The sequence below is a fragment of the Paraburkholderia flava genome, from assembly GCF_004359985.1.
GTDB lineage: Bacteria > Pseudomonadota > Gammaproteobacteria > Burkholderiales > Burkholderiaceae > Paraburkholderia > Paraburkholderia flava.
Map to the genome: position 1 here is coordinate 576099 of NZ_SMRO01000003.1, position 20691 is coordinate 596789.

The following is a 20691-nucleotide window of genomic DNA, read 5'->3' on the forward strand; positions in this document are numbered from 1 at the left end:
ACGGTTAAAGGGCTTGCAGTTGTCGGACCTGCGCATCGATGGACCGTGTCAGGAACTCGATGATGTCGTGATCGACGCCGTGCTCTTTCATGATGTCGGGCAGGCGTTCGATCTGCGTGCCAAATTGATTCAATTCGAGAGCGAGCGTCCGTCGCTCGTTATCCGGTACAGGTAGCGCTGCGAGCACATCCCTCCAGTCCGTCAGCTCGATCCGGGTATCGGGGTGATACCACCTGAGCGTGCGGGCCACGCCTTCGGGGTCGAGGTACATCGGCGCGAAGTCGAATAGCGGCGTGAGCTGGACCTTGTGGTCGATTAACTGCACGGCCGTATTGCGCGCGTGATTGTCCGTGTTGCGCATCGCGAGATTGAGCACATCGCGTTTGATGAATTCGAGCGTTTCGGCTGCCGGATCGGTCACGACATGGCGGATGCCGGCGACCACCTCGAACAGGCTCGGACGCTGATCGAAGCCGGGCAGCCGCAGAATCGACGCCACGCTTTCCTGATGAAGGCGTACGACTTTCCCGTCGCGCGCGATCCGGTCAAAGCGCGGAATCAGCAGCACGTCTCCGTGGAGAGTCGGTAAATCGGCATGCGTGCGAATACCGAGCGCGGCGGCTACCCGCATATACGCCGCTTCATTGCGCAGAACCTTCTGGTCGGCTGCGCTCTTGCCTCGCGGCAATTTCGCGATCAGGTGCTGCGTGGCATCGGCATCGGGCAGCGCTGCATCACCATGCAGCAGGCCGGCATGATCTCGCGTCAGCAGATACTTCGGTGCGGCACCTTGAACGCCCGTGGTGCCGGTGCCTAGCATCCCATGCAAGCGCATCTGTTCCGCGAATTCCGCGCTGCGCCCGATGACGTCGTCGATTGTCAGACCGGGTCGGCCGCGCGCATCCGGATGCTGCGCGACGTATGCGGTGAAGTAGTCGACCGCCTCGGCAACCCGGATGCGGCCGATCGGATTGAACGCGCCCGCGCGGATCAGTGCGAAGTCCGCGTCAGGACCGTCCGCTAATTGCAATTCGCCCAGCAGGAATTGACGACCCGCCCCCTGCGGAACGAGATCGTAGAGAAAGGCCGGCATGGTACGCGCCGCGCGGATGTCCATATCGACCGGCTCAGCCAGTGACAGCGGGGCGTCCGTATGCTCGACCGCATACATCACCTGGAAATTCCACTGGTAAAGTCCACCGCTGCGTTCAATCTGGGCGCAGTCGACCCAGCGAGCGTCCAGAAATATCTGTAGGGTGCAATCCATGAGGTCACTCCTTGTGCCTCATAAATGTAGCACATAGCGACAAAAAACTGCCTATGCGCCTCTTATAAGAGTTTTTTAGGGGGCGAGGCATCGTGACGGCCCAGTCGCAAAATCGCGGAGCCAGTCGCGCTTGCCAAGGTGCCGTGCGACGGCTTTTGCATCCTGGGGCGTGCACCGGCGGAACCCGCCGAGCCTGAGACGAAGCCCCGCCTCAAACCCCCAGCGAACCCTCAGTCGTCAACACGCGGCTTGCGCGGTGCCCTCTCGAACGCCCGGTCATAAAGCCAGCGCGGCGCCGCATGCAGCAGCATCGCGACGACCCGCATCTGCCACGGGAACACCGCGAACGACACCTTGCGCGCGACTGCATCGGCCACTTTCGAAGCGAAGCGATCGGCGTCCATCAGGAACGGCATCCGGTACGGGTTGTGTTCGGTCATCGGCGTGCGGATGTAACCCGGCGCGATCGTCACGACGGCGACGTCGTGCGGGCGCATCTCGACGCGCAGCGATTCGAGATAGCGCAGCGCCGCCGCCTTCGACGCGCTGTACGCGCCGGAGCCAGGCAAACCACGCACGCCGGCCACGCTCGCGACGCCGACCAGCGTGCCGGTGCGCGCGGCGATCATCGCGGCGGCGAACGGCTCGAACGTCGCGATCATCCCGTAGTAGTTGATGTCCATCACCTCGCGGAACGCGCGCAGGTCGCCGCGGCCGGTGACCGCGCCGCGACTCACGCCCGCGTTCGCGATCACGATGTCGGGACAGCCGTACTGGCCGATGAACTGTTGAGCCGCATCGTCGAGCGTCTCGGCATCGCGCACGTCGGCGGGATAGATCGAGACGGTGGCGTCGGGATGGGCTTGCTGGAAAGCGGAGAGGGCGTCGGCGCGGCGGGCGACGAGGCCGAGGATCGCGCCGCGCCGCGCATATTCGGCGGCGAGCGCTAGACCGATACCGCTCGAGGCGCCGGTAATGAAGACTTTCAGCGGCGTAGTCATTCCGGCACCCGAGGGGAATTACATCTTCTTCGCGCGGACCTGCGACACCAGGTAGTCGAGCACCTGGAGCGTGCCCGGCAGGCTGTTCGTCGCGGCCGGGCCGGTTTCATACTTGCCCTGAACCGCGAGCGTCGGCACGCCGTCGATCTTGTAGTCGTCGAGCAGTTTCTTGTCGCGTGCAAGCGCCGTCTGAGTCGAGAACGAGTTGTACGCGTCCATGAACTTCTTCGGATCGACGCCCTTGGTGGCGAGGAATTTGGCCTGGGCTTCCGGCGTCAGCAGGTAGTCCTTGTTCACGTGGATCTCGTTGAAGATCGTCGGCGTGAGTTGTTGCGCGAGACCGAGTGCGTCGATTGCGTGATACAGCTTCGAATGCGGGATGAAGTCGTCGCGGAACGCGACCGGCACGCGCTTGAACACGACGTCCGGACCCTGCTTCTTGATCCACGCTTCGAGGAACGGGTCGAACTCGTTGCAATGCGGGCAGCCGTACCAGAAGAATTCGGTGACTTCGATCTTGCCGGCCGGCACTTCGGTGGGCTGCGGCGTGGCGAGCACGGTGTAGTCCTTGCCGGAAACCGGCGCGGACGGCGAAGCGTGCGCGGCACCCGCGACGATACCGAGAGAGACGAAAAGAATGCTGAACAGTTTTTTCATGTCATGTAGACCCGTGAGACGGAAGGAACGGCGGCGCGCAGTGTCGACCCGGGCGGCATAGAGCCGCGCGCGGCATCGTCAGCAGATGATGCGCCGCTGCGACGAAAGCGATATGACGGACAGCCCCTGTGTCCGCGCCGGCATGGTGCTGACGCGCGACGTTGCCGAGATCAGACCCGTGCGGCGCGCCGAAGGTTCAGCGGCCGCGCGGGTTGTCCGGCTTACTGTTTACTGAAACGGATTACTGCGGTATCGACGCCTGCGTCCGACAACCGCTGACGCGACGAATTCATGTCCTCGAACTTCGAGAACGGCCCGATGCGCACGCGATAGTACGTCACACCGCCCGCATCGCGCTGCGTCACCTTCGACTCGAAACCCTGGAACGCGAGCCGTGCACGCTGCTGTTCTGCATCGGCGGACGTCTTGTACGCACCGACCTGCAGGAAGTAGCCGGTGTTCGCATCGCCGGGGGTAGCCGATGCACCCGGCTTCGCGGCGGTCGTGGTCGACGGCGTCGAGCCTGGCTTCGCGTTGGTCGTGGCGCTACCCGTAGCGGGCGTGGACGCGCCTTGCGGCTTCTTCGGCGGCGTGGTGTTGTCTGCAGGCTTCGAGCCGACTGCGGTGCCGTTCTGGTTCGACGGCGGCACTTCGACGATCTGCGGTTCTTCGAGCATGCCCGACGACTGCGTCTGGTTGGTCGACTGGCCCGGCGCGGTATTCGGCGGCGAGGGCTGCGCGGCCTGCGGCACGGCGACGCCAGGCGTCTTGCCCTGCAACGGACGGTTCGGGTCGTATTGCGGCTGGCTCGCGCTGGCGTCGGAAGCCGACGGCGGTGCGACCTTCGCGACGAAAGGCGTCGGCGCGCGCGTGATATAGAGCGCCACCACTACCGCGATCGCCAGGCCGACGATCAGGCCCAGCACGATACCGAGAAAAGTGCCCCCGGTTTGTTTCGACTGCTTCGAAGTGCGGCGCGGTTTTGCCATCGTTTGAATCACCTGCGAAAAGAATCGTGGAACGGCCGTCGATTATAACGACGGCCGCACGCATCGCTCGTGCGAGCCTACATCTTCGCGGGCGCCGACACGCCGATCGCCGCGAGGCCGTTGGCCAGCACCTGGCGGGTTGCGGCCAGCAGCGCGATGCGCGCATTGCGGAGTGCTTCGTCGTCGACGAGCACGCGTTCGGCATTGTAGAACGAGTGGAATTCACCGGCGAGGTCGCGCAGGTAGAACGCGACCGCGTGCGGCGCGAGTTCGTCGGCTGCGTGCGCGAGGATGTCCGGGTATTCGGCGAGCTTCTGCAGCAGCGCCATCGCCCGTTCGCTGGTGAGCGGCGTCACGTCGAACGACGGCAGCGCGGCCTCGTCGGCGGTAAAGCGCGTCTTCCATTCGGCGATCACCGAGCAGATCCGCGCGTGTGCGTACTGCACGTAGTACACCGGATTTTCGTCGTTCTGCTTCAGTGCTAGGTCGATGTCGAATACGAATTCGGTGTCGGCCTTGCGCGAGATCAGGAAGAAGCGCACCGCATCGCGGCCGCGACGAATCGTCGCTTCGTCGAGCAGATCCGGCGAGGTTTCCGAGCCCGACGTCGCGCCGCCCGACCATTCGATCAGATCGCGCACCGTCACGTAGCTACCGGCCCGCTTCGAGATCTTCACTTCCTGGCCGTCGCGCATCACGGTGACCATCTTGTGCAGGATGTAGTCGGGATAGCCCTTCGGAATGCCGATGCCGAGACCCTGCAGGCCGGCGCGCACGCGCGCGATCGTGCCGTGATGGTCCGAGCCCTGCACGTTGATCACCTTCGTGAACCCACGGTCCCACTTCGCGACGTGATACGCGACGTCCGGCACGAAGTACGTGTACGTGCCGTCGGTCTTGCGCATCACGCGGTCTTTGTCGTCGCCTTCGTCGGTGGTGCGCAGCCACAGCGCGCCTTCCTGCTCGTAGGTCATGCCGGCGGCGATCAGCGCATCGACGGTTTTCTCGACGCGTCCTTCCTTGTACAGCGACGACTCCAGGTAGTACTGGTCGAAGATCACGCCGAACGCCTGCAGGTCCATGTCCTGTTCGTGGCGCAGATACGCGACCGCGAAGCGACGGATCGCATCGAGGTCCTCGATGTCGCCCTTGCCCTTCACTGGTTCACCGTCCTTCGCCGCGACGGTCTCGCCGTTCAGGTAGTCGCGTGCGATGTCGGCGATGTAGTCGCCGTTGTACGCCGACTCGGGCCAGCCCGTGTCGCCCGGCTTCAGTCCGCGTGCGCGCGCCTGGGTCGACATGGCGAGCGTGTGGATCTGCACGCCTGCGTCGTTGTAGTAGAACTCGCGATGCACCGCATAGCCCTGCGACGTGAGCACGTTCGCGAGCGCATCGCCGAGCGCGGCCTGACGGCCGTGACCGACGTGCAGCGGACCGGTCGGATTGGCCGACACGAACTCGATCAGCACGCGCTTGCCCGCGTCGCGTTGCGACTGGCCGAACGCGGCCTGTTCGGCGAACACCGCAGCGACCACGGCCTGCTTCGCGGCCACCGCGAGGCGCAGATTGATGAAGCCGGGACCGGCGACTTCCGCGCCGTCCACGAGACCCTGCGCCTGCGGATGCGCGAGCAGCGCATCGACGATCTGCTGGGCGAGCTGGCGCGGATTGGCGCGCAGCGGCTTGGCCAGCTGCATCGCGACGTTGCAGGCGACGTCGCCATGTGCGGCGACCTTCGGTCGTTCGAGTGCGATCGACGGCGCGACGAACGCGGCTTCGGCCGCGCCCTGGGTAGTCTGGACGACCTGCTTGACGGTGTCGGCGAGCAGGGTTTCGAGAGTCTGTTTTTGTGCGGGCAGCATGCTTGTTGCGAGTCCAGTGAGGCAGTGCGGTGAAGCGATCGAAGCGCCGGCGGTAGGTCGGCTCATAGCCGCGTGGCGACGACCCGGAGATGCGGGAGCCGGCAAACCGCGCCCGGCCAGCGCCAGAGGGTGCGTTTTCGGATGTAGACGGATTTTAGCAGGTGCTAATATGTCCAATGAGTGTCCAGACAGGATGCCCGGCTAAAGGGCCGTGGCGGCCGGCGTGAACCGGCAAGCCAACGAAACTCGTGCGAGTCGCCGCAACCGGCGGTTCGTGCGCGAATCCACATAACGAAAAGGGAATTGCCATGCTGGTTACTTTCAAATGCCGCTCCGCACCGGATGTCACGATGCTGGAGAATCTCGCGCAGTATCTGGTCGGGATCGTCGGCAAGCCGCTCGGCGAACGCGGCGTCATCGCGCATGACGAACTCGACAGTGCGATCACGAAGCTCGAGGCCGCCATCGTCACCGACAAGCGCGAGCGCGCCGAACACGACGGTCACTTCCACGAAGGCGAAGAAGGCCACGAGCATCACGAGATTCCGATCGGCCTCGCGCAACGCGCGTTCCCGTTCCTCGACATGCTGCGCCTCGCGCAGAAGGAAAACACCGACGTGCTGTGGGGTGTTTGATCGCTGTAGCGTGAAGTGAAAGCTCCGCGGTCGCGTGCGGGCACTTCGTGTGCCCGGGGTCGAGGCTGCAGGAGCGACGAAAGCCGCGCATGAAAAAAACGAAGCCCGCATCGAGCGGGCTTCGTCGTTTCAGCGGTGAGCGCCGGTGGTGTCGGCGTTACTGGCTTGCAGCTTCCGGCGTTGCGGCCGGCGCCGACGCGGCAGGCGCCGATGCACCCTTCTTCACCTTTTTCTTCTTCGCCTTCTTCACGTGCTTCTGCGTGGGCGGCGAGTACGAACTGACCGCGCTCGATGCGTTGGGGGCGGCAGGCTGCGCAAGCGCGAGCGACGATCCCGCCGCAAGCGACAGCGCGGTAAGTACCAGCGTCAGCTTCTTCATACGATTTTTCTCCGGATCGGTTGCAAGTCGTTGAGCCGACGCGTTTATGCACGTCGCGTCTGGCGGGTACAGCCGCTTCAGTTTACAAAACCGAAAATCGCGACGCGTGAAATCTTCGGTTTTCGTCGTGCGATATGACGGCAACCGCGGACTGCAACAACGAACTACAGCAGCGGCGCGAGCGCACGCTCCGCATCCTTCTTCGACAGCGACATCCGTTGTGCGAAGTCTTCCACCTGATCCTGCGCGATCTTGCCGACCGAGAAATACGTGCTGTCCGGATGCGCGAGATAGAAACCGGACACGCTCGCGGCCGGCAGCATCGCGAGCGATTCGGTGACGCTCATGCCGATCTCGCCCGCCTGCAGCACGTCGAACATGTCGCGCTTCACGAGGTGGTCCGGGCACGCCGGATAGCCCGGCGCCGGACGGATGCCGCGATATTTCTCGTCGATCATGTCGTCGTTCGACAGCGACTCGGCGGCCGCATAGCCCCACAGGTCGCGTCGCACGCGCGCGTGTATCGCTTCGGCGAACGCTTCGGCGAAGCGGTCGGCGAGTGCTTTCAGCATGATCGAGCTGTAGTCATCGTGATCCTTCTCGAACTGCTTTTCCTTCACGTCGACGCCGAGGCCCGCCGTCACCGCGAACATGCCGATGTAATCGGCGACGCCCGAGTCTTTCGGCGCGATAAAGTCGGCCAGCGAGCGGTTCGGCCGCATCACGCCGTCGACCACCGGACGCACGCTCTGCTGACGCAGGTTGCGCCACGTGAGCGCGACTTCGGTGCGCGATTCGTCGGTGTAGATTTCGATGTCGTCGTCGTTCACGGTGTTCGCGGGCAGCAGCGCGATCACGCCGTTCGCGGTGAGCCAGCGGCCTTGAATCAACCGGGCGAGCATCGACTTCGCATCGGAGAACACGCGCCGCGCCGATTCGCCGACGATCTCGTCGTTGAGGATCGCCGGATACGGACCCGCGAGATCCCATGTCTGGAAGAACGGCCCCCAGTCGATGTAGTTCGCGAGTTCGTTCAGATCGTAGTTCTTGAACACACGCCGGCCGATAAACTTCGGCTTCACCGGCTGATAGCTCGCCCAGTCGAGCTTCGCGCGGTTCGCACGCGCTTCGGCGAGCGTGACCATCGGTTGCGCTTTCTTGTTCGCGTGCTGGTGGCGGATGCGATCGTAGTCGGACTTCAGCTCGTCGAGATACTTCGCTGCGCCTTCGTCGGACAGCAGGCTCGATGCGACCGATACCGAACGCGACGCGTCCGCCACGTACACGACCGGCCCTTCGTAATGCGGCGCGATCTTCACGGCGGTATGCACGCGCGACGTGGTCGCACCGCCGATCAGCAGCGGAATCTTCTTGATCCGGAAGTACTCGTCGCGCTGCATTTCGGACGCGACGTAGGCCATTTCCTCAAGGCTCGGCGTAATCAGCCCCGACAGCCCGACGATGTCCGCGCCCTCGACCTTCGCCCTCGCGAGGATCTCGTTGCACGGGACCATCACGCCCATGTTGACCACTTCGAAGTTATTGCACTGGAGCACGACCGTCACGATGTTCTTGCCGATATCGTGCACGTCGCCCTTCACGGTCGCGATGACGATCTTGCCTTTCGCGCGCACGTCGCCGCCCGCTTCGGCGAGCAGGCGCTTTTCTTCTTCGATGAATGGGATCAGATGCGCGACCGCCTGCTTCATCACGCGCGCGGACTTCACGACCTGCGGCAGGAACATCTTGCCCTGGCCGAACAGGTCGCCGACGATGTTCATGCCGTCCATCAACGGCCCTTCGATCACGTTGATCGGCCGGCCGCCCGCTGCGTCGATTTTCGCGCGGACTTCTTCGGTATCCTCGACGATGAAGTTCGTGATGCCGTGTACGAGCGCATGCGCGAGGCGTTTCTCGACCGGCTGGTTGCGCCACTCGAGGTTTTCTTCCTTCTTCGCGGCGCCCGTCTTGAACTGGTCGGCGATTTCGAGCAGCCGGTCGGTTGCGTCGGGGCGGCGGTTCAGCACGACGTCCTCGACGCGCTCGCGCAGTTCCGGGTTCAGGTCCGCGTAGACGCCCAGCTGACCCGCGTTGACGATGCCCATGTCCATGCCGGCCTGGATCGCGTAGTACAGGAACACGGTGTGGATTGCCTCGCGCACCGGATCGTTGCCGCGAAACGAGAACGACACATTCGACACACCGCCGCTGATCTTCGCGTGCGGCAGGTTTTCCTTGATCCAGCGGGTCGCGTTGATGAAGTCGACTGCGTAGTTGTTGTGCTCTTCGATGCCGGTCGCAATCGCGAAAATGTTCGGATCGAAGATGATGTCTTCCGGCGGAAAGCCGACTTCGTTGACGAGGAAGTCGTACGAGCGCTTGCAGATCTGTGTCTTGCGCTCGTAGGTGTCGGCCTGGCCTTTCTCGTCGAAGGCCATCACGACGGCGGCCGCACCATAGCGGCGAATCAGCTTCGCGTGGTGACGGAACGCGTCCTCGCCTTCCTTCAGCGAGATCGAGTTGACGATCGCCTTGCCCTGCACGCACTTCAGACCGGCTTCGATCACTTCCCACTTCGACGAGTCGATCATCACCGGCACCCGCGAGATGTCCGGCTCCGATGCGATCAGATTCAGGAAGCGGACCATCGCCGCCTTCGAATCGAGCATCGCCTCGTCCATGTTGATGTCGATCACCTGCGCGCCGTTCTCGACCTGCTGCCGCGCGACCGCGAGCGCTTCGTCGAACTGGCTGTTCAGGATCATCCGTGCGAACGCTTTCGAGCCGGTGACGTTGGTCCGTTCGCCGACGTTGATGAAGAGCGTGCCGGACGTAACGTTGAACGGCTCGAGGCCGGAAAGGCGCAGGGTGTGATCGGTCATGGCGTCGTGTTTTTTATGATCGGTGCGGGGACGGCAGGGCTTACGCGGCGTCGCGGTAGTGGTTCGGCCAGCGGCGCGGCTTGATGTCGGCGAGCGCCTTCGCGATCGCGGCGATGTGCTCCGGCGTCGTACCGCAGCAGCCGCCCGCGATGTTCACGAGGCCGGCCTGCGCGAACTCTTTCAGCAGGCTAGAAGTATCTGCCGGCGTTTCGTCGAAGCCGGTGTCGCTCATCGGATTCGGCAGACCCGCATTCGGATAGCACGACACGTACGTGTCGCACAGCTTCGACAGCTCGGCGATGTACGGACGCATCAACGCTGCACCGAGCGCACAGTTCAGACCGAATGTGAGCGGCCGCGCGTGGCGCAGCGAATTCCAGAATGCTTCGACGGTCTGGCCCGAGAGGATGCGGCCCGATGCATCGGTGACGGTGCCCGAGATCATGATCGGCAGACACTCGCCGGTGTCGTCGAAGAGTTCGTCGAGTGCGAACAGCGCGGCCTTCGCGTTCAGCGTGTCGAAGATCGTTTCGACGAGAAACAGATCGACACCGCCGTCGAGCAGCGCCTTCGCCTGCTCGTAGTAGGCCGCGCGCAGTTCGTCGAACGTGACGTTGCGCGCGGCGGGATCGTTGACGTCCGGCGAGATGCTTGCGGTCTTCGGCGTCGGTCCGATCGCGCCGGCGACGAAGCGCGGCTTGTCGGGCGTCGAGTACTTGTCGCATGCAGCGCGCGCGAGCTTCGCGGATTCGAAGTTCATCTCGACCGCGAGATTTTCCATCCCGTAGTCGGCCTGCGCGACCGTGGTCGCGCCGAACGTGTTGGTTTCGAGAATGTCGGCGCCGGCCGCCAGGTACTGATCGTGAATCTCGCGGATCACCTGCGGTTGCGTGATCGACAACAGTTCATTGTTGCCCTTGATGTCGCGCCCGAAGTCCTTGAAGCGCTCGCCGCGATACGCCGCTTCGTCGAGCTTGTAGCGCTGGATCATCGTGCCCATCGCGCCGTCGAGAATCAGGATGCGCGACGCGAGCAGCGCGGGCAGCGCCGTGCCGCGCGTGTAGGCCGTGGCGGGCGCGCCCGGACGGGCGGAGACAGCTGAAGTAGCGGGCTGGTTCATGGCAATGGGGACACCGGTTAAGCGTACTCAACGTACTCAGCGGACGCGCGGGGCAAGCCTCGCGCGCCGGATCAGTCTGGAAACGTGCATTGTAGCCGCAGCGGGACAGCGGCGCTTTCACCTGGGGCTGAATGCCCGGCCCAACAAAAAGCCCTGTCCGGCACGCCGGACAGGGCTTTCAGGGAGTGCCGCCGGAGCGGTTGTCGAACGGGTGTTTAGCGGGCGTTCAGTGCAGGACTTCAGTGAAGCACGACAGGTTGATTCATCAGACTGTCGAATTGACCGAGGAATTCGTCGACCTCGTCGAGCGAAGGTTCTTCCTTGATCAGCTTCTGCACGTGCTCGCGGAAACGCGCCGCCATTGCGCCATCGATATAGATTTCGCGTTGCATGTTTTTATCGACGATCTCATAGCCACCGGACCTCATCGCGAGATGACCGTCTTCCGGCGGGAACTCGACAACACAGTAGTTAGGGCTGTTGTAGATCATTTGCATGGCGACACTCCTTCTTTCCGTTGGCTCCTGGCCTTTCCTGCGCCATACATAGGAGCGTGTGGTGTGGAATTCAAGGGGTGGGTCCGAAGCAACGCTCGTAAAAATTTCCGGACCTGAAGGTTAGACCGAGCTTTCCAGAAACGTTTCAAGCAACGCAGCAAAACGATGAGACTGCTCGATGGGCGCAAGATGAGCGGCATCGAGTAATTCGAATTGTGCGCCTTTAATTGCATTTGCGATGGCCTGAGTTGCAGCCGGCGGTGTGCCCGTATCGTGACGGCCGGCTACAGCGAGCGTCGGCACGCGCAGTTCCGCGAGACGGTCGCGCACGTCGAAGTCGCGCAGTGCCTCGCAGGCGCGTGCATAACCTTCGGGCGGCGTATGCAGCAGCACGTCGCGAATCTGTTCGACCGCTTCGGGATGCGCGGTCGAGAAATCGGGCGTCAGCCAGCGACCGATTGTCGCAGGCGCGAGCGCGGCGATCCCTTCGCGGCGCACGGTCGCGGCCCGTTGGTCCCATGTCGAACGGCCTTCGGGTGGTGTGCCGGCGGTGGTGTCGGCGAGCGTCAGCGTGTCGACGCGGTCGGGGAAGTCGAGCGCGAACTGCTGCGCGATCATGCCGCCCATCGACATCCCTAACAGATGCGTACGCGCTACGCCAAGCGCATCGAGCAGCGCACCGAGGTCGCGGGCGAGATCGGCAACACCAAAGCCATCCGATGCGACAGCCGTGCGACCGTGACCGCGCACGTCATAGCGCAGCACCGTGTAGTCATCTCGAAAATAGCCGGCGAACTGATCCCAGATCGAAAGATCGCCGCCCAGTTGATGCACGAACGTCAGCCAGGGGCCGCCGCCTTCGTTGCTGAGGACATAACGCGTGTCGATACCGTTCAGGTTCAGTTGCATGCGGACTCCGTCTGGAAAGTGAGGCGGTGAACAGAAGCCGTCGCACGAAATGGGCCTGTGTCGGGTTGGGCATTTCGTGCGGCGGGTGTGTTGGCGCGTGTCTTTGTCGTGCGAACGCTCGCGCGGGGCGAAGTTCAACGATCGACCGAAGACCTGTTCGAGATCAGGGCTTTTCGCTTTCGGGCGGGGTGTCGGCTGTGGGTGCCGGTGCGGCAGGCGTGTCCGCGTTGCCGGTGGGGTTGCTTTGCGCATTGGCCGACGATGCATTGCCCGCTGCGCCGTTCGCATCGGCTGCCGTGAGCTTGCCGCGCCACAGGAGTTCGATCTGCGTGCCGTTCGGTTCGGTTTGCACGAGCCGCGCCGGCAACCAGCCGAGCGATGGCGCGAGCCACACGTCGATGCGTCGCGTGTCGCCTGCGTGACGCGGCAGCCGCATGAAGTGCTGCGCATCGATGAAGCCTTGCGCGGTGCGCACTGTCTCGTCGCCGATCGTCTCGATCGGCCAGATCTCGCCGCTGTCGTTGTCGGCGACGTAGAACTGTCGGGTCACGCCCGGCTTGTACGCATCCGGATCGCCGCGCACGAGGCTCGCGAGCTGCATCACCATACTGAAACGGTCCTGCGCGCCGTCGGGCAGCGCGAGCGTCGTCGGCGTGCGCGTGAACGCGATCTGCTTGTCGGTGCGATTGAAGATCGTCACGTCTTCCGCGCGCCGGCCGCGTTTCTCGATGTACTGATCCGGCGCGAGACCGAACGCATCGACGCGGCCATGACTCGAGTAGCTGAACGTACCGACGAACGGCACCGGCATCGACACGATCATCTCGTAATGCTGGCCGTCGCTGGTCCAGTGGATCGTGCCCGGTTGATTGCGCACGCCGTTGTAGAACGTGTCGTATTGCATGTCGCTGGAAGGGGGCACCGAGAATTTCACGCCCGATGCGGCATGCGGTGCGCTGGCTGCGGCTGGTGCGGATGCGTTTGCCGTTGCACTCGCTGCGGCGTTTGCTACGCCGGACGCAGCCGTGCCCGCCGATGCAGATGCCGACGCTGCCTGTGGAGCCGATGCCGCTTCCGGCACAGCGGGCGTAGGCGCGGCCGGTTCGGAACGCGTCGCCGTCAGCACGTGTTCACGCGGCGCTCGGGCGGGCGCACGCGCGGGAGTCGGTGCAGGTTTCGGTGCGGCGTGCGGTTCGGCGGCAGGCTGCTGTGCGATGCGCTCCGGTTTCAGCAACGCGATTTCGACCGGCGCATGCGCGGCTTCGATCGGTTCAAACGTTTCGCGATGACGCTCGACCCACTGCGCGGCGATCCAGTGCAGACCCAGCACCGCGACGAGCACCGCGATCCAGCGCACCGCACGCGCACGCGACCGCCTCGCGTTGGGCGGCGGAGTCGGGCGACGGGAGAGCGTGGATGACGACATGCGAAGTGTCGGTTCGGATCGAAACGGTGCGGTGAGTGGATGGAGCGAGGTTCGACCGCACGCCGGCGCCCGATGTTCCTGCTGAAAGATATCGTGAGCTATCGGTGTGGAAAACCACGCCAGTCATGCTGCGGCTCAACGCGGCGTCGGACTATACCCCAGTTCATACGACAGTCTCAGCGCGCATTCGCGCAGCGCCGTATCGATCTCGCCGCCCCAGCGGATATCGAACGCTCCTTCGTGACCGAGTGCGATCAGACCGAGCGCGAGATCGCCGGTTGCATCGAAGACCGGCATGCAGAACGCGTGGATCGTCGCGAGCAGCATCCCTTCGACGCGGGCCGCTTCGTGCTCGCGCACGTCCGCGAGCGTGCGTTCGACGTCGTCGAGCGTATGAGGCGTGTCGGTGCGCGCCGACCGATGCGAGGCCGCGAGTTCGCGCTCGATGATCTCCGCGGTCTTGCTGCGCGGCAGATACGCGGCGAACAGCAGGCCGGTCGCGGAACCAAGCAGCGGCATCACGTCGCCGAGTTTCAGCGAGGCCTTCGCGGGATGGCTTGATTCCATCCAGTGAACGACGGTCGGCCCCTGGTTGCCCCACACCGCGATGCCGACCGTCATGTCGAACCGGTCATGCAGTTCCGCGAGCGCCACGCGCGCGAGCTTCACGCCGTCGACGCGCGCGAGCCGCGCCAGTCCCAGTTGCAACGCGAACCCACCGAGCTCGTAGCGTCCCGACAGTGGATCCTGTGCGACCACGCCGAGTCGCGCGAAGCTGACCAGATAGCGATGCGCTTTCGCAGGGCTCATGCCCGCGCGCTGCGCGAGGTCGCGCAGCATCATCGCGCGCGGCTCGCGCGTGAGTACGTCGAGCAGCCGGAAGCCGACTTCGATCGACTGGATGCCCAGGCGCAGTTTTTCTTCGCTGCCGTCGGCAGCGCCGTTTGCTTCGTCGTCGTCCGTGTCTGACGGCGCAGCCGGCGACGATGCGGATGCATCCGACGCAGCGGCGGCAGACGGACGACGGGCACTGCGAGGGCGGGCAGATGACGACATGAGCGGAGCGTGGCGCGCACCACAAAGGCACGCGATAAACAGCGATGAAAGAAGGCGCGTTTGGGGCGCGTCGATTCACCATCGTAGAATAGATTCCTTCTACCGTCACCCTTACTGCTCATCCCTCTATGAAACTTGCCTCGCTGAAGGACGGCACGCGCGACGGTCAGCTGATCGTCGTGTCCCGCGACCTGCATACCGCGGCGATCGCCGACGCGATCGTGCCGACGCTGCAGCGCGCCCTCGACGACTGGACCTTCTACGCGCCGCAACTGCACGATCTGTACGATGCGCTGAACCAGGGCCGCGCGCGCAACACGTTCGCGTTCGATGCAAAAGACTGCATGGCGCCGCTGCCGCGCGCGTTCCAGTGGGCCGATGGGTCGTCGTATGTGAATCACGTCGAGCTGGTGCGCCGTGCGCGCGGCGCCGACATGCCGCCCGAGTTCTGGACCGACCCGCTGATGTACCAGGGCGGCAGCGACGACTTCATCGGACCGCGCGACGACGTCCTGTGCGCATCCGAGGAATACGGCATCGACTTCGAGGCCGAGGTCGCGGTGATCACCGGCGACGTACCGATGACAGCGACGCCCGACCAGGCATTGCGGCGCATACGGCTCGTGACGCTCGTCAACGACGTGTCGCTACGCAACCTGATTCCCGCCGAACTCGCGAAGGGCTTCGGCTTTTTTCAGAGCAAGCCGGCGACGTCGTTTGCACCGGTTGCCGTCATGCCCGACGAACTCGGCGAGCACTGGCGCGAAGGTCGCGTGCATCGTCCGATGATCGTTCACTGGAACGGCAAGAAAGTCGGCCAGCCCGACGCGGGCACCGACATGGTGTTTCACTTCGGCCAGCTGATCGCGCACGCGGCGAAGACGCGCAGCCTGCGGGCCGGGTCGATCGTCGGTTCGGGCACCGTGTCGAACAAGGACGCGAAGCGCGGCTACTGCTGCATCGCCGAGAAGCGTTGCCTCGAAACGATCGAACACGGCGCGCCGCAGACCGAGTTCATGAAGTACGGCGATACCGTGAAGATCGAGATGTTCGACGAGGCGGGCAAGTCGATCTTCGGGGCGATCGAGCAGTCGATTGCGCCGCTCGATGGGGCGGGTTGAGCGTACGCCGAACGGCCACAGCCACACCTCACCGAAAGGGTTTCGCCCGATGCCGGTCCGCCGCCTGCCCGCTACACTGGCTGACGCGCGACACGGGACGCGCGCCGGACACCCAACGCGTACGACAGTCTGCGTACGCGTATAGAGGACAGCCGGCATCGATAACGGACACGCTGAGGAGACACGCATGCTGCGATCGCGCACGGTGAGGACGACGGGAACGGCGCGCTGGTCCGCGTCCTTGCGATGGACCGGCGCATGGGTCCTGGGCACGCTGCCCGCACTTGCACTCGCGCAGGTGAAGATCGGACTGGTGCTGTCGCTGACCGGTCCTGCCGCGTCGCTCGGCATTCCCGCACGCGACACGTCCACGCTGTTTCCTAAAGAGATCGCCGGCCAGAAGGTCGAGTACATCGTGCTCGACGATGCGTCCGACACGACGCTCGCCGTGCAGGACACGCGCAAGCTGATCTCCGAAAATCACGTCGATGCGATCATCGGTTCGTCGATCACGCCGAACTCGCTCGCGATGATCGACGTGGTCGCCGAGGGCGAGACGCCGACGATCTCGCTGGCGTCGTCGTCGAAGATCATCGAGCCCGTCGACGCGAAACGCCGCTGGATGTTCAAGACCCCGCAGACCGACGCGATGATGGCGTCCGCGATCACCGAGCACGCGAGCGAGCACGGCGTGAAGACGATCGCGTACATCGGCCAGGCGGATGCGCTCGGCGAGACGTTCTATACGGAGGTCGCGAAGTTCGCGGAGCTGCATCACATCCGCATGGTCGCGAACGAACGCTTCAACCGCACGGACCCGAGCGTCACCGGCCAGATCCTGAAAATTCTCGCGGCGAATCCGGATGCGGTGGTGGTGGGCGCGGCAGGCACGCCGGCCGCGCTGCCGCCGAAGACGCTGATCGCGCGCGGCTACAAGGGCAAGATCTATCATAACCATGGGGTCGGCAATAACGACTTCCTGCGCGTTTGCGGCACCGACTGCAACGGCACGTTCCTGCCTGCGAGCCCGGTACTGGTCGCCGCGCAACTGCCGGCGGATCATCCGGCAAAGCGTCTCGCGCTCGACTACATCGCGCGCTTCGAAGCGTTGCGCGGACCGGGCAGCGTGTCGGCGTTCGGTTCGTACACGTGGGATGCCGGCCTGCTGCTCGCGAACGCGATACCGGTCGCGTTGAAAAGCGGCGCACCGGGTACGCCCGCGTTTCGCCATGCGCTGCGCGACGCGCTCGAAGCGACGCACGGCCTCGCCGATACCAACGGACTCGTCAACATGAGCCCGACCGATCATCTTGGGCTCGACCAGCGCGCCCGCGTGATGGTGCAGATCCGCGACGCGAAGTGGGTCTACCAGCCGCGCTGACGTCCACGGGGTTTCATCGATTTTTGGAAAACGCCATGCCGCAAGAACCGTCTGCTTCGTCCGCCACGCCTTCAACCTCTGCAGGCAATCCCGCGCCGTATGAGCGTTACACGTCGCTGCAACTGCGGCGTCATCCGCACGGGATTCTCGAGATCGTGATGAACGGCGCGGGCGCGAATCGCAGCGGTCTTGCCACCGCCGATGCGCAGACGCATCGCGAGCTGGCCGAGATCTGGCGCGACGTCGATCGCGACGATGAAGTCCGTGTCGCGGTGATCCGTGGCGAAGGCAAAGGGTTTTCCGCTGGCGGCGATCTGCATCTCGTCGAAGAGATGGCGACGGACTTCGACGTGCGCACGCGCGTGTGGCGCGAGGCGCGCGATCTCGTCTACAACGTGATCAACTGCAGCAAGCCGATCGTGTCGGCGATGCATGGACCGGCGGTCGGCGCGGGGCTCGTTGCAGGGCTGCTCGCCGATATTTCGATTGCGGCGAAGTCGGCGCGGATCATCGATGGGCATACGCGTCTTGGCGTCGCGGCCGGCGATCACGCGGCGATCGTGTGGCCGCTGCTGTGCGGGATGGCGAAGGCCAAGTACTACCTGCTGCTGTGTGAGCCGGTGAGCGGCGAGGAAGCGGAGCGGATCGGCCTCGTATCGCTCGCCGTCGACGATGCCGACGTCGTGCCGAAAGCGTTCGAGGTCGCGGAGAAACTCGCGAACGGTTCGCAGACTGCGATCCGCTGGACCAAGTACGCGCTGAACAACTGGCTGCGTTCGGCGGGGCCGGCGTTCGATACATCCTTGGCGCTTGAGTTCATGGGCTTCGCCGGGCCCGATGTGCGCGAAGGGGTGAAGTCGCTGCGCGAGCGGCGTGCGCCGGATTTTCCAGGAGGTGAGCCGTTTTGAGGTTAGTGCGGTGTGATTTACGTCACGCGATTCGCGATGTCTCAACGCCACGCGACCTCCGTCGCCCGATAGGCGACGCGACGCATTCTGCTCGCCGCGCTTCAGCACCCACACGGTATGATCGAACGCAACGCACGAACAGCGGAACAGCGCGTACGAACGGGCACGACGCTCGAATCGATTTGTCGATATCAGGATCAGTTTTCGGTGCGAGGAGAAATGCATGACCGATAGACCCGGCGCTACGCCGCCCTTCCCCGGTTTCCCGGGGTTTCCTCCCGCCGAGATGGTCGACCGGATGTGGGACATGATGCGTCTCACGCCGTTCGGCACATCGTTTCCCGGTGGACAGCCCGGCGCGGCACAAAGCCTCGGACCGTCGCTGTCGATGATGTCGGACATGATGGCGCCGCTCACGAACGTCGAGGAACTCGACAAGCGCATCACCGACATGCGCGCTGTCGAGCAATGGCTGAAGCTGAATCTGAACATGCTGCAGTCGGCGATCCAGGCGCTCGAAGTGCAGCGCGCGACGCTCGCTACGTTGCGGGCGTTTGGGGCGTCGTTCGCGCAGCCATCGGCTGGGGCGGGTGCTTCGCCTTCTCCGTCTCCGTGGTCGTCGCCCGCGAGCGGGTCGCCGTTTGCGAAGAAGGATCCCGAGCCTGCTGGTGCTTCTGCGTCTGCATCCGCTTCGAGCGAAAGCAGCGCGTCCAGCAAAGCCGCTGAAAGCAGCGAAGGCGCCGAAGGCGGCGCGCAGTCCGGGCAGGCATTCGATACATCGGGCTGGTGGAATCTGCTGCAGTCGCAGTTCAACCAGCTTGCGCAATTCGCGATGACGCAGCCTGGTGCGCAAGGTGCTGCGGCGAGCGAGGCGCCTTCGTCGAGCGCGGCGAAGCCTGCCGCAGCGAAACGTCCTGCAGCGAAGCGTGCGGCAAGCAGCAAGCCGTCGGGCGGCGCAAAGGAAAGCAGTGAACCCCGCACGACGCGCGGCGCAAAGAAAGCGCCGCCGCAGCCCGAGTGAAACCGCGCGGCCACGGCGGGGCGTGACGCATGCGGCTCGCGCTCGTGCTGATGGGAGGCGGCGCGCGGGCGGCTTATCAGGCCGGCTCGCTTGTCGCGCTCGCGCAGATCGCGCGCGAGGTCGCACCCGCGCATCGCGCGTCGCCGTTTCGTGTGGTGTGCGGGACGTCGGCGGGAGCGATCAACGCGACGTCGATCGCCAGTCACGCCGACGATTTCCTGCACGGGGCCGAACGGCTCGTCGATGTGTGGTCGAGCATGCGCGCGAATCGCGTGTATCGCACGGACTGGCCGGGCGTCGTCGGCGCGGGTGCGCGCTGGCTCGCGGCGATGACGGTCGGTTGGGCGGCGCGTCGCTCGCCGCGCGCGCTGTTCGACAATACGCCGCTCGAGGGGCTGCTGCATGACGCGCTGAGCTTCCACCGGATCGAGCAGATGCTCGAGTCGCGCGCGCTGCACGCGCTGTCGGTTACGGCGCTCAGCTATTCGTCGGGGCGGCATCTGACGTTCTATCAGGCAAGCGAGCCGATTCACGCATGGCGACGCGCACAGCGCACAGCGCGGATGGTCGCGCTGACGCCCGCGCATCTGCTCGCATCGTCTGCGATTCCGTTTATCTTTCCGGCGGTGCGGCTCGAGGTCGATGGGCATCACGAGTATTTCGGCGACGGCTCGATTCGCCAGATCGCGCCGCTCAGTCCCGCGATCCACTTCGGCGCGGATCGCATCGTCGTGATCGGCGCGGCGGCGGTGCGTCCCGAAGTGCCGGCGACCGCGCCGGAAAACGGCTACCCGTCGCTCGCGCAGATCGGCCAGCAGGTTCTGGCGAGCGTGTTTCTCGATTCGATCGGCGCGGACATCGAGCGGATCGAGCATGTGAACCGGATGGTGCTGCAACTGCCGCACGTCGTCGAACCGGAAAGCGGCTGGCGCCACGTCGACGTGATCGCGATCGCGCCGAGCGAGCGCATCGAGCTGATCGCCGCGCGACATCTGAAGCGCCTGCCGCTGACGGTGCGTGGGCTGCTCGGCGCGGTGGGCGGGAATCGCGCGTCGGGCGCGTCGTTCGCGAGCTATCTATTGTTCGAAGGCGAATTCACGCGTGAACTGATCGACCTCGGCCGACGCGACACGCTGGCGCGTCGCGACGAACTCGCCGCATGGATCGAGCGCGCAGACAATGACCTCCATGGCAACCACGGCGGCGATGGCCGCAACGGTCACGGCGCCGGATGAAGCGAGAGCGCCGTCGGCATTCCACCGATACCCACGCGATATTCGCGCGGTATCCGAACGATATCCACGCCGCATTGGCGCGGCATCTAGCCGCCTGGGTTCGCAGGCCGGCGGCCGGTCAAAGCACAGCCCCACGCACGGCCTTTCCAGCAGGGGAAAAGCGTCATGTTCGCGTGCTATCATGCATTGAGCTTTCAGTATCGTCGGGCGCACGATAACAACCCACGAACCGCCCGTTCCGTCGGCCCAGGCAAGGGACTTCCCTCCACCCACGGCTGACCGCGTGGCGGTCGCCGCCCCGCACAAGAACTCCGGTTTTCGCAAGTGCACATCGAATGCAGACGC

At 64.6% G+C, this 20691-nt stretch carries 18 protein-coding genes; 6 read left to right on the forward strand and 12 right to left on the reverse strand.

Annotation, left to right across the window (positions count from 1 at the left end; all coding sequences use genetic code 11):
- Window positions 1-4: 4 nt before the first annotated feature.
- The 5 genes from E1748_RS25030 to argS all read right to left on the reverse strand — a co-directional run bounded on the left by E1748_RS25030 (window position 5) and on the right by argS (window position 5776).
- Window positions 5-1267, reverse strand: a complete 1263-nt coding sequence (locus tag E1748_RS25030) for a type II toxin-antitoxin system HipA family toxin (protein WP_240766785.1) — start codon at window positions 1265-1267, stop codon at window positions 5-7.
- A gap of 230 nt (window positions 1268-1497) precedes the next feature.
- Window positions 1498-2268, reverse strand: a complete 771-nt coding sequence (locus E1748_RS25035) for an SDR family oxidoreductase (protein WP_133649954.1) — start codon at window positions 2266-2268, stop codon at window positions 1498-1500.
- Between the two features lie 18 nt (window positions 2269-2286).
- Window positions 2287-2925, reverse strand: a complete 639-nt coding sequence (locus tag E1748_RS25040; RefSeq protein WP_133649955.1) for a thiol:disulfide interchange protein DsbA/DsbL — start codon at window positions 2923-2925, stop codon at window positions 2287-2289.
- Window positions 2926-3146: 221 nt separating this feature from the next.
- Entirely contained in the window at window positions 3147-3914 is a 768-nt protein-coding gene (locus E1748_RS25045; RefSeq protein WP_133649956.1) for an SPOR domain-containing protein, read from the reverse strand.
- Window positions 3915-3991: 77 nt separating this feature from the next.
- Entirely contained in the window at window positions 3992-5776 is a 1785-nt protein-coding gene (gene argS / locus E1748_RS25050) for an arginine--tRNA ligase (RefSeq protein ID WP_133649957.1), read from the reverse strand.
- A 308-nt stretch (window positions 5777-6084) separates the two neighbouring features.
- On the opposite strand from argS, the gene E1748_RS25055 reads away from it, so the two are divergent.
- On the forward strand, window positions 6085-6411 hold the full coding sequence (locus E1748_RS25055; protein WP_133649958.1) for a DUF1840 domain-containing protein: 327 nt from the start codon (window positions 6085-6087) through the stop codon (window positions 6409-6411).
- Window positions 6412-6568: 157 nt separating this feature from the next.
- Here E1748_RS25055 and E1748_RS25060 read toward each other — a convergent pair whose 3' ends face one another.
- From E1748_RS25060 to E1748_RS25090, 7 genes are all read right to left on the reverse strand, one after another.
- Complete coding sequence (locus E1748_RS25060; protein WP_133649959.1) at window positions 6569-6790, reverse strand: acid-shock protein; 222 nt, start codon at window positions 6788-6790, stop codon at window positions 6569-6571.
- A 164-nt stretch (window positions 6791-6954) separates the two neighbouring features.
- The gene (gene metH / locus E1748_RS25065; RefSeq protein ID WP_166653626.1) at window positions 6955-9672 is read right to left on the reverse strand and encodes a methionine synthase; all 2718 of its coding nucleotides are present in this window, start codon (window positions 9670-9672) and stop codon (window positions 6955-6957) included.
- Between the two features lie 40 nt (window positions 9673-9712).
- Window positions 9713-10792 (reverse strand): homocysteine S-methyltransferase family protein, encoded by a 1080-nt coding sequence (locus E1748_RS25070; RefSeq protein ID WP_133649960.1) that lies wholly within the window; start codon window positions 10790-10792, stop codon window positions 9713-9715.
- Window positions 10793-11031: 239 nt separating this feature from the next.
- Window positions 11032-11289 carry a BTH_I0359 family protein gene (locus E1748_RS25075; protein ID WP_133649961.1) on the reverse strand — a complete coding sequence of 86 codons (258 nt, stop codon included), beginning with the start codon at window positions 11287-11289 and terminating at the stop codon, window positions 11032-11034.
- A 120-nt stretch (window positions 11290-11409) separates the two neighbouring features.
- Window positions 11410-12198 carry a 3-oxoadipate enol-lactonase gene (gene pcaD, locus E1748_RS25080; RefSeq protein ID WP_133649962.1) on the reverse strand — a complete coding sequence of 263 codons (789 nt, stop codon included), beginning with the start codon at window positions 12196-12198 and terminating at the stop codon, window positions 11410-11412.
- A gap of 163 nt (window positions 12199-12361) precedes the next feature.
- Window positions 12362-13624 (reverse strand): DUF3108 domain-containing protein, encoded by a 1263-nt coding sequence (locus E1748_RS25085; RefSeq protein ID WP_133649963.1) that lies wholly within the window; start codon window positions 13622-13624, stop codon window positions 12362-12364.
- A gap of 135 nt (window positions 13625-13759) precedes the next feature.
- On the reverse strand, window positions 13760-14680 hold the full coding sequence (locus E1748_RS25090; protein WP_133649964.1) for an IclR family transcriptional regulator: 921 nt from the start codon (window positions 14678-14680) through the stop codon (window positions 13760-13762).
- A 128-nt stretch (window positions 14681-14808) separates the two neighbouring features.
- Between E1748_RS25090 and E1748_RS25095 the strand changes: the two genes are divergently transcribed.
- The 5 genes from E1748_RS25095 (at window position 14809) to E1748_RS25115 (ending at window position 20346) form a co-directional block, all read left to right on the forward strand.
- Entirely contained in the window at window positions 14809-15801 is a 993-nt protein-coding gene (locus tag E1748_RS25095; protein ID WP_133649965.1) for a fumarylacetoacetate hydrolase family protein, read from the forward strand.
- A 187-nt stretch (window positions 15802-15988) separates the two neighbouring features.
- Window positions 15989-17182 carry an ABC transporter substrate-binding protein gene (locus E1748_RS25100; protein ID WP_133649966.1) on the forward strand — a complete coding sequence of 398 codons (1194 nt, stop codon included), beginning with the start codon at window positions 15989-15991 and terminating at the stop codon, window positions 17180-17182.
- A gap of 35 nt (window positions 17183-17217) precedes the next feature.
- Window positions 17218-18090, forward strand: a complete 873-nt coding sequence (locus E1748_RS25105) for an enoyl-CoA hydratase/isomerase family protein (RefSeq protein ID WP_133649967.1) — start codon at window positions 17218-17220, stop codon at window positions 18088-18090.
- A 223-nt stretch (window positions 18091-18313) separates the two neighbouring features.
- Complete coding sequence (locus tag E1748_RS25110) at window positions 18314-19111, forward strand: PhaM family polyhydroxyalkanoate granule multifunctional regulatory protein (RefSeq protein WP_133649968.1); 798 nt, start codon at window positions 18314-18316, stop codon at window positions 19109-19111.
- Between the two features lie 29 nt (window positions 19112-19140).
- Window positions 19141-20346: a patatin-like phospholipase family protein gene (locus tag E1748_RS25115; protein ID WP_133649969.1), complete on the forward strand. Its 1206-nt coding sequence runs from the start codon at window positions 19141-19143 to the stop codon at window positions 20344-20346.
- The last annotated feature ends 345 nt before the right edge of the window (window positions 20347-20691 follow it).

Excerpts from the sequence above, each read along its gene's own strand:
- E1748_RS25110 (WP_133649968.1), top strand. The coding sequence starts at position 18,314 with ATGACCGATAGACCCGGCGCTACGCCGCCCTTCCCCGGTTTCCCGGGG.
- E1748_RS25105 (WP_133649967.1), top strand. The coding sequence starts at position 17,218 with ATGCCGCAAGAACCGTCTGCTTCGTCCGCCACGCCTTCAACCTCTGCA.
- E1748_RS25045 (WP_133649956.1), bottom strand. The coding sequence starts at position 3,914 with ATGGCAAAACCGCGCCGCACTTCGAAGCAGTCGAAACAAACCGGGGGC.
- E1748_RS25070 (WP_133649960.1), bottom strand. The coding sequence starts at position 10,792 with ATGAACCAGCCCGCTACTTCAGCTGTCTCCGCCCGTCCGGGCGCGCCC.
- E1748_RS25090 (WP_133649964.1), bottom strand. The coding sequence starts at position 14,680 with ATGTCGTCATCTGCCCGCCCTCGCAGTGCCCGTCGTCCGTCTGCCGCC.
- E1748_RS25035 (WP_133649954.1), bottom strand. The coding sequence starts at position 2,268 with ATGACTACGCCGCTGAAAGTCTTCATTACCGGCGCCTCGAGCGGTATC.
- pcaD (WP_133649962.1), bottom strand. The coding sequence starts at position 12,198 with ATGCAACTGAACCTGAACGGTATCGACACGCGTTATGTCCTCAGCAAC.
- E1748_RS25100 (WP_133649966.1), top strand. The coding sequence starts at position 15,989 with ATGCTGCGATCGCGCACGGTGAGGACGACGGGAACGGCGCGCTGGTCC.
- argS (WP_133649957.1), bottom strand. The coding sequence starts at position 5,776 with ATGCTGCCCGCACAAAAACAGACTCTCGAAACCCTGCTCGCCGACACC.
- E1748_RS25075 (WP_133649961.1), bottom strand. The coding sequence starts at position 11,289 with ATGCAAATGATCTACAACAGCCCTAACTACTGTGTTGTCGAGTTCCCG.
- E1748_RS25055 (WP_133649958.1), top strand. The coding sequence starts at position 6,085 with ATGCTGGTTACTTTCAAATGCCGCTCCGCACCGGATGTCACGATGCTG.
- E1748_RS25095 (WP_133649965.1), top strand. The coding sequence starts at position 14,809 with ATGAAACTTGCCTCGCTGAAGGACGGCACGCGCGACGGTCAGCTGATC.
- E1748_RS25030 (WP_240766785.1), bottom strand. The coding sequence starts at position 1,267 with ATGGATTGCACCCTACAGATATTTCTGGACGCTCGCTGGGTCGACTGC.
- E1748_RS25085 (WP_133649963.1), bottom strand. The coding sequence starts at position 13,624 with ATGTCGTCATCCACGCTCTCCCGTCGCCCGACTCCGCCGCCCAACGCG.
- metH (WP_166653626.1), bottom strand. The coding sequence starts at position 9,672 with ATGACCGATCACACCCTGCGCCTTTCCGGCCTCGAGCCGTTCAACGTT.
- E1748_RS25040 (WP_133649955.1), bottom strand. The coding sequence starts at position 2,925 with ATGAAAAAACTGTTCAGCATTCTTTTCGTCTCTCTCGGTATCGTCGCG.
- E1748_RS25060 (WP_133649959.1), bottom strand. The coding sequence starts at position 6,790 with ATGAAGAAGCTGACGCTGGTACTTACCGCGCTGTCGCTTGCGGCGGGA.
- E1748_RS25115 (WP_133649969.1), top strand. The coding sequence starts at position 19,141 with ATGCGGCTCGCGCTCGTGCTGATGGGAGGCGGCGCGCGGGCGGCTTAT.